Annotated in this window: 8 protein-coding genes (1 of these 8 running past the window's edge); 5 read left to right on the top strand and 3 right to left on the bottom strand. The window is 64.2% G+C overall.

Features of this window, described 5'->3' with window-relative positions:
* The 5 genes from NZU74_00570 to rodA form a co-directional block, all read left to right on the top strand.
* Positions 1 to 836 carry the final stretch of a tetratricopeptide repeat protein gene (locus NZU74_00570; protein ID MCS6879804.1) on the top strand. The gene continues 3,586 nt to the left of window position 1, outside the view, so only the last 836 of its 4,422 coding nucleotides appear in the window; its start codon lies beyond the left edge, outside the window; its stop codon occupies positions 834 to 836.
* A gap of 152 nt (positions 837 to 988) precedes the next feature.
* Positions 989 to 1,336 carry a roadblock/LC7 domain-containing protein gene (locus NZU74_00565; GenBank protein MCS6879803.1) on the top strand — a complete coding sequence of 116 codons (348 nt, stop codon included), beginning with the start codon at positions 989 to 991 and terminating at the stop codon, positions 1,334 to 1,336.
* Between the two features lie 373 nt (positions 1,337 to 1,709).
* Positions 1,710 to 2,165 carry a nucleoside-diphosphate kinase gene (gene ndk, locus NZU74_00560; protein MCS6879802.1) on the top strand — a complete coding sequence of 152 codons (456 nt, stop codon included), beginning with the start codon at positions 1,710 to 1,712 and terminating at the stop codon, positions 2,163 to 2,165.
* Positions 2,166 to 2,225: 60 nt separating this feature from the next.
* Positions 2,226 to 3,248: a 3-deoxy-7-phosphoheptulonate synthase gene (aroF, locus tag NZU74_00555; protein ID MCS6879801.1), complete on the top strand. Its 1,023-nt coding sequence runs from the start codon at positions 2,226 to 2,228 to the stop codon at positions 3,246 to 3,248.
* Between the two features lie 6 nt (positions 3,249 to 3,254).
* Positions 3,255 to 4,385, top strand: a complete 1,131-nt coding sequence (gene rodA, locus NZU74_00550) for a rod shape-determining protein RodA (protein MCS6879800.1) — start codon at positions 3,255 to 3,257, stop codon at positions 4,383 to 4,385.
* A gap of 44 nt (positions 4,386 to 4,429) precedes the next feature.
* On the opposite strand, the gene NZU74_00545 is transcribed toward rodA, so the two are convergent.
* The 3 genes from NZU74_00545 to NZU74_00535 form a co-directional block, all read right to left on the bottom strand.
* Complete coding sequence (locus NZU74_00545) at positions 4,430 to 5,323, bottom strand: PfkB family carbohydrate kinase (protein ID MCS6879799.1); 894 nt, start codon at positions 5,321 to 5,323, stop codon at positions 4,430 to 4,432.
* Between the two features lie 384 nt (positions 5,324 to 5,707).
* On the bottom strand, positions 5,708 to 6,082 hold the full coding sequence (vsr, locus tag NZU74_00540) for a DNA mismatch endonuclease Vsr (GenBank protein ID MCS6879798.1): 375 nt from the start codon (positions 6,080 to 6,082) through the stop codon (positions 5,708 to 5,710).
* Positions 5,991 to 7,325, bottom strand: coding sequence for a DNA cytosine methyltransferase (locus NZU74_00535; GenBank protein MCS6879797.1), 1,335 nt, complete (start codon positions 7,323 to 7,325; stop codon positions 5,991 to 5,993). The genes vsr and NZU74_00535 overlap by 92 nt, the downstream gene beginning before the upstream one ends.
* Between the last annotated feature and the right edge of the window lie 47 nt (positions 7,326 to 7,372).

The raw sequence follows: 7,372 nt of genomic DNA, 5'->3' as shown, positions 1-7,372 counted from the left end.
TCGGCCTCTCTCCCGAAGAGATCGCCCAGCTTGAGGCCGCCAGAGCCGCCGCCGAGGCCGCGCCCGCCGCTCCGCCCGCCACTGAAGAGGAGGCAGATCTGTTCGACTTTGATCTGGCCGGGGCGCCACCGGTTGAAAAAGTGACCAGGCGGACCGCGCCGCGGGTCGAGGAGCCGCCGCCAGCGCTTGATCCTGCTGATGCCGCCTTCCAGCCCGAACCGCTCGACAGCCTCGACGATATCTGGCAGACCCCGCTTCCTGCCCCTCCGACCCCATCGGTCGCTCGCGAGGAACCGCCGCGGGAGGCGCCGGCCAGAGGTGAACCTATCGCCAGCTCTGTCGCCGCCCCGGCGCCGCCTGCCCGCAGCTCTGCTGCGCCGACCCCGCGCCGCGAGGGCGAGCGTCTCATCAGCCGAGGACGGGACGAAGAGCGCTTCGCCCGGCGCGAGGCGGCCAGAGTGCGCGAACCGGGGAGCAGGAGAGGCAGAGCGACGCTGACGATGCGCCTCAGCGACCTGACGCCCACCGGTGATGCAACGCTGGACGAATACCTGCGCCAGCTCGAAGGCGATCCCGAGAACAGCGGGCTGGCGCTGGCAATTGGTCGCCTCTGCGCGCAGACGAGCCGGGCCGAGGTGATGGTGATGGCCTACAGGAGCTTGATCCGCGCCGGGCGCGACCTTGACCTGCTCACGGAGGAGCTGGAGAGTCTCATTGACGTGATCAGCGATGGCGATGTACAACGGCAGATTTTCCGCCTGCTTGGCGATGCTTATGCAAAACAGGGCCGTTCTCGCGATGCCATCGCCGCCTATGGGCAGGTCTTTACGCGCTGATGCTCATGGCCAGCACGGTCGCGCACGGCTGCTCAGGAAACTGGTTGGGCGACCGCAGATGGCCGACCCTGCACGGGGGTGAACGTTGTCCTGGCCACTCTGGCAGGCGTGAAGCTGTCAGATCCTGTTGAAACGGAACGTGAGGTTAGCATATGCGTCGCATCGTCGAAGACCTGATCCGGGTTGAGGGGGTGATCGGCAGTCTTCTCGTCGGTAAAGACGGGCTTGTTGTCGCCAGCACGCTCCTTGACGAGGAGGATGCGGAGATCCTCGGAGCGATGTCGGCGGCCGTCTTCGGCGAGATTGACAAAGCCACCAAACGTATCGGCGTGGGCACGCTGGTTGACGCGATTATTGACGCTAAGGACGGCTCTATTCTGTTGCTGGAAGCACGGGAGTTGATCCTGGTGGTAATCACGCAGCGCGTTGTCAACCTGGGCCTGATCAAAATGGAAATGCGTCGGGCGGCCAAACGCATCGGCGAGGCCGTGCCGATCTGACCGTTCGCCTCTACGAAGTGCAACCCTGGCGCCAGGGAGCAATTCCTGGCGCCAGGCTTTGTTTGGGCGCCTTGCCAATCCTCGCGCCGGGGCATGGGGAAACCGAGTTTCCCCCCTCCAACCGGCGTCGGGATCGCTCGCCCCCCCGGCGGGCAGAGGGCGGGTGAACCTGAATACCCCACACGCGGCCTGGCCGCGCAACAAGCGCCAGCGGGGGGATTTGGAGCGCTGTAGCCGCCAGAACCAACGAAACATCCGGGGTCTGGGGCTCGCCCCAAAGACGTTGCATCAGCCCTGCCAAACCTCCCCTGAGGAGGTTTTTTCACATCTATGGTATAGTAATGCGGGCATCGTTACATTCACACGAGGGGCTATGGAGCGTGCACTGATCATCATCAAGCCCGACGCCGTGCAGCGCGGCCTGATCGGGCCAATTCTCACGCGCCTGGAGCAGCGGGGGCTGAAGTTCGTCGGTCTGAAACTCATGCAGGTAGATGAGGCGCTGGCCCGCCGACACTATGCCGAACATGAGGGAAAAGCCTTCTTCGAGGGACTGGTGAGCTACATCACCTCCGCGCCGGTAGTAGTGGGGGTGATAGCGGGCAAGCCCGGCACAGTCGAGATGATCCGCGCCACGGTAGGCGCGACCAATCCGGCCAGGGCCGCCCCCGGCACGATCCGGGGCGACTTCGGCGTTGACATCGGGCGGAACCTGATCCACGCCTCCGACTCGCCCGAAAGCGGCGAGCGCGAAACGGCCATTTTCTTCAAGCCCGAGGAACTGATCGGCGACTGGAGCCGTGCGGTTGATCCGTGGGTGGTGGAGTAATCGCGACATCCAGGTCGCTCATAGCCGGCGGGCAAACGCCGGCTCTGGTCAGGCTGGAGCATGCTCGTTGTGATGGACGCCCACGCCACGGCGGAGCAGATCGAGGTGGTCTGCGCGGAGATCCGGGCGATGGGATACACGCCGCATCCCATGCCGGGCCCGACGCGCACGGCCATCGGGATCACCGGCAACCGCGGCCCGATTGAGCAGGCGGCACGGTTGCTGCGCCTGCCCGGCGTCGCCGACCTGATCCGTGTGACGGCGCCGTACAAACTGGTCAGCCGGGAGTTTCGCGAGGCCGATACGGTTGTGCACGTCGGTGGCGTACCCATCGGCGGGCCGAGTGTGACGGTCGTGGCCGGCCCGTGTACGGTTGAGAGCCTGGAGCAGACCCTGAATGTGGCACGGGCCGTCAAGGCCGCCGGGGCCACGATCCTGCGCGGCGGCGCCTTCAAGCCGCGCACCTCCCCATACGCTTTCCAGGGCCTCGGCGAGGCCGGGCTGAAGATCCTGGCCGAGGCGCGCTCCGCCACCGGCCTGCCGGTTGTCACCGAGGTAATGGAGGCGGAAATGCTTCCCCTGGTGCTGGAGTATGCGGACATGCTTCAGATCGGGGCGCGCAATATGCAGAATTATCCCCTGCTGCGGGCCGTGGGGCGCGTGCGGCGCCCGGTGTTGCTCAAGCGCGGTTTCGCCGCCACACTCCAGGATCTCCTGCTCGCCGCCGAGTACATCCTCAACGAGGGCAATCCCGATGTTGTGCTCTGCGAGCGGGGGATCCGCACCTTCGACGACTCGCGCCGCTTTACCCTCGACCTGGGCGCCGTGCCGTTGCTCAAGCAACTCTCACACCTGCCGGTGATTGTTGATCCGTCCCACGCCAGCGGCCGCTGGGATCAGGTGCAGCCGATGGCCCGCGCGGCCGTGGCTGCCGGCGCCGATGGGCTGATCGTCGAGGTGCATGATAATCCGGCCTTCGCCGTGTGCGATGGCCACCAGTCCCTGGTGCCGGAGCGCTTCGCCGCAATGATGAACGAGGTGCGCCGCATCGCCGCGGCCCTTGACCGCCCCCTTACTACGTAACCGCCGATGGAACCACGTCGCTGGCGCGAGTACAACTGGCCCCTGCTCATCTGCGTGCTGGTGCTGCTGGTCATTGGCACGCTGGCCGTGTACAGCGCCACGCTCACCGCGGTAACCTTCAATGGCACGCCGCTGAAGATCCTGTTTCCCCGCCAACTCCTCTATATCTGCATCGGCCTGGCAGGAATGACCCTGGCCACCCTGCTCGACTACCGGCTGCTCTCCAGTCTGGCCAGACCGATCTTCGTTGTGATGATCGGCATTCTGGGCATCGTCCACGTGGTGGGCCAGGTGAGCGGCGGGGCGCAGAGCTGGATTGCCATCGGCGAGCGCACGGTGCAACCGGCCGAACCGGCGAAACTGGCGCTGGTGCTGGTCCTGGCGGCCTACTTTCAGCACTTTGAGGCCCGGCGCGAAAGCTGGCCGGTGCAACTGGGGGCGCTGGCGCTCAGCCTGCTCCCCACCCTGCTGGTGCTGCTACAGCCCGACCTTGGCACGGCCCTGGTGATGCTGGGCATCTGGCTGGCGATGGCCTGGGGCAGCGGGATGCGCGCACAACAATTCGCCGCGCTGGCGCTCCTGGCCGTGCCGCTCCTCTACGTCACCTGGACCACCGATCTGCTGCTCGACGAGTACCAGCGACGGCGCCTGTTAACCTTCTTCTACCTGCTCACCGACCCGGCCCGGGTGAACCGTGACGATGCCTACAACGTCATGCAGGCGCTCAACGCCATCGGTCAGGGAGGCTGGTTCGGCTCAGGGTTGACGCACGGCATCTTCAGCCAGGGCAATTACGTGCCCGTCCAGCACACGGACTTCATCTTCGCGGTGATCGCCGAGGAGATGGGCTTCATCGGCGCGCTGGTGCTGATCATCTTTCAGGCGCTGTTGCTCTGGCAGGCGCTCAACATCGCCGGGCAGGCACGTGACCTCTTCGGGCGGCTGCTGGCCCTGGGCGTGTTTACCATGCTCTTCATCCACGTCGTGATCAATATCGGGATGAACCTGAGCCTGCTGCCGGTCACCGGCCTGCCGCTGCCGCTGATCTCCCACGGCGGAAGTTTCACGATCACGGTGCTGGTGGCGATCGGGCTGGTGCAGAGCGTGGCGCTGCGGCGGCGGCGGATCGTATTTTGAGGCGGCGCAGCGGCGCGAGAGAGCCATCGCCCTCCCCGTGCACCTCAGGTCGAAGCGAGGAGTTGTTCGATCTCGCCGAGGGTGGGAAGGTTGCCCCGGCCGCCCAGGCCCTTGCAACTCAGGGCAGCGGCGGCGCTGGCGAAGCGCGCCGCGCGACGGACGTCGTCGCCGGCGAGCAGGGCGTAGAGAAAGGCGCCGTGGAACACATCGCCGGCGCCGGTGGTGTCAACCGGTTCAACCTCGAAGGCCGGGGTGTGAAACAGTTCGCCTTCGTGGGCGCACCAGCTCCCCTCGGCGCCCGCCGTGACCAGGGCCAGGCGCCCGTAGCGGCTGTGGAGGACGCGAGCGGCTTCCCAGGGGTGCTCCATGCCGGTGGCTTCGCGCCCGAACCGCTCGGAGACCACCAGCAGGTCGCAGAGAGGCAACAACTCCAGGGTGTGCTCGCGCACCCGCTCGGCGTCGAGCATCACCAGGCCGCCGGCAGCGCGCATCCAGCGGGCAGCCTGGAGGGCCGCGTCGGTGAGATGCGTATCGAGGGCCAGCGCCCGCGCCGAGGTGATCAGGTTGCGGTCGAGGGGGATGCCGGTCAGCACCGCCGGGTCGTGATGGAAGAAGACCGTGCGCCGGTCGCGCCCCGGCTCGGCCAGCACAAAGGCGATATGCGACGTGCCAGGCCGCACGTGCATCCCGACAGGATCGACGCCCCAGGCGCGCAGGTCGCGCAGAATACGTTCACCGTAGCCATCGTCGCCCACCGCGCCGGCCATGGCCACGCGGGCGCCGAGGCGGGCCATGGTCGCCAGCGCCGTGGCAACCGGGCCGCCACCCATCTCGAGCCAGCCCGCCAGGGGTTGCTTGGCGCCAAAGAGCGGTTCGCCGGCCATCACGCCGATGAAGTCGAGCGAGGCTACGCCGACGCCAACCACATCGTAGTTCATAGGTCCTCATATAAGATTACATGGTCGCGTAAGGTATGAACCGCCGTGTAGCGCTGGTGTGTCGCTTGTCGCAGTTTCCGCTGCCAGGAGGTTCGGAGGGAGCCTGCGGCCCCCGCACCCCCCACCATGGGCAACGTGAGAATGTAGAGGTACGGACAGGACAGTATCATTAGTCTGTAAACTAAGGTTTTCGCTAAACTCGCCCCCTCCCCAACCCTCCCCCGCCGGGGAAGGGAGTCCGGCTCCTCCCCCCAACGGGGGGAGGTTGGGAGTTATCCAACAACTTCCTTTCGTTGCTGTATCTAGCCGCGTCCGGCTCCTCCCCCCAACGGGGGGAGGTTGGGAGGGGGGCGGAATTGCCAGGAAACTTAATTTACAGACTAATCATTCATCAGACAAAAATCTTCGCAATTTCTCGACAAGCTGATCAAGATCTTTCAATTCGCATTCCCAGACAATCAACACCTTCCAACCCAGATAGAGAAGGCGCTCAAGATGTTCTCGATCACGCATCACATTCCGATCGAGCTTTTTGTTCCAGTATTCAGTATTGCTGCCTGGGCGCGCCGCATGCTCGCACCCTGGATGCTGGTGCCAGAAACAACCATGCACAAATACGACTTTACGATGTCTTGGCAGGACAATATCAGGTTTGCCCGGCAAATCCTTAACGTGCAAACGAAAGCGGTAACCCATGCGGTGGATCAGCGAACGAACGATCTTCTCCGGGTTCGTATCCTGTCCACGAACCTTTGCCATCACCCGGCTGCGTTCTTCGGGTGTGAAGACATCCGGCATGGTTGCTCTCCGCGAATGCTAAGCCAGTAAGTGCTTGCTGGACATACACGTCTCCGAGCGCGACACATACTGACTCATCGCCAAGCGCCAGAGGTCGAAGCAGGTGGCGCTCCAACCAGGCGACGGCCGGGGGCGCGACGGCGTCGCCCATGACGTGATAGCCATCGTTATAGCGTTCCGGCAGTTCATACGTATCTGGCAATCCCATGAGACGCGCCGCTTCGCGTACTGAGAGGAGGCGTGATCGAATGCGTTCTCCCTCGACGAGCAACACGAATTGTCGGCTTGATCCGCCGGCAGGCGTGCGCAGGCACCCGCTAACGCTGTCAAAGCGCACTTCGGCGCGCTGAGTCTTTTTGCCTTGCTCAACGCGGGTGCGCCGATAGACCATTCCAACAGTTGACAAACCGCTGGCTTGAACCTGATGAACCTTCGCCAGATGACGCGGCGCCATCAACGACAGCAACCGGTTCGTCTCCTCCGGGCTATGCCAGGATACGCCGGTCGGCGTTGCTTCGAGGATTGACAACAGTGATGGCCGCGATCGATCTGGCGCCGGCAAGCGCCACCAGATCCATGCCCGGCGGGTCCGGGATGACAGGGCTTGATACGACCGCACCAGGACGGGGGGATGCCAGATAGGATGCGGATGCGCCAGCGTGATGGCGTTCGGGAGCGGCCATGTTTCATGAACGGCAACAAGAAAGAGACGCGGGCGAGACTGGGGAACGAAATGAGCGGCATCAATGATCAGCGCGCCGAATCGGTATCCGGCTTCTACCAGGGCATCGCTCAACGCCTGCATCGAACGCCCGCGATCAGCCGTGAGCAGACCGGTCACATTTTCCAGCGCCACCAGGGGAACCAGACGCCCCTCGGCGGCAAGATCGGTGATGAGTCGCCAGAAGGCCCAGAACGTACCGCTGCGATCGGCGTGAATTCCCTGACCTTTCCCGGCGAGGGACAGGTCCTGACATGGAAACGACGCCCATGCGAGCATGGCATGACCAGGCAACATACTCGCGTTCAGGCGACGAACATCATCAACTACAAGTTCAGCGCCGCCAGCAAAGTTGCGTCGGTAGACGGATGCTTTTTTCTCATCAATATCATTCGCGAACAAACATTGCCAATGTGGCCCCAGGCCAATCCGAGCCAGGCCGCCGCCAGCGAAGAACTCATAAAACGTTAACGGCGCAGACATGCCGAGTACTCTGCCTATCCGAAAACAGGTTGATTGATTTGTTCGGT

The sequence above is a fragment of the Chloroflexaceae bacterium genome, assembly GCA_025057155.1.
Taxonomy (GTDB): Bacteria; Chloroflexota; Chloroflexia; order Chloroflexales; family Chloroflexaceae; genus JACAEO01.
Note: the sequence above shows the minus strand (reverse complement) of the source record. Positions and strands in the feature narration are given on the sequence as shown.

Coding starts and splice junctions, on each gene's coding strand:
- NZU74_00565 (MCS6879803.1), top strand. CDS start 989: ATGCGTCGCATCGTCGAAGACCTGATCCGGGTTGAGGGGGTGATCGGC.
- ndk (MCS6879802.1), top strand. CDS start 1,710: ATGGAGCGTGCACTGATCATCATCAAGCCCGACGCCGTGCAGCGCGGC.
- aroF (MCS6879801.1), top strand. CDS start 2,226: ATGCTCGTTGTGATGGACGCCCACGCCACGGCGGAGCAGATCGAGGTG.
- rodA (MCS6879800.1), top strand. CDS start 3,255: ATGGAACCACGTCGCTGGCGCGAGTACAACTGGCCCCTGCTCATCTGC.
- NZU74_00545 (MCS6879799.1), bottom strand. CDS start 5,323: ATGAACTACGATGTGGTTGGCGTCGGCGTAGCCTCGCTCGACTTCATC.
- vsr (MCS6879798.1), bottom strand. CDS start 6,082: ATGGCAAAGGTTCGTGGACAGGATACGAACCCGGAGAAGATCGTTCGT.
- NZU74_00535 (MCS6879797.1), bottom strand. CDS start 7,325: ATGTCTGCGCCGTTAACGTTTTATGAGTTCTTCGCTGGCGGCGGCCTG.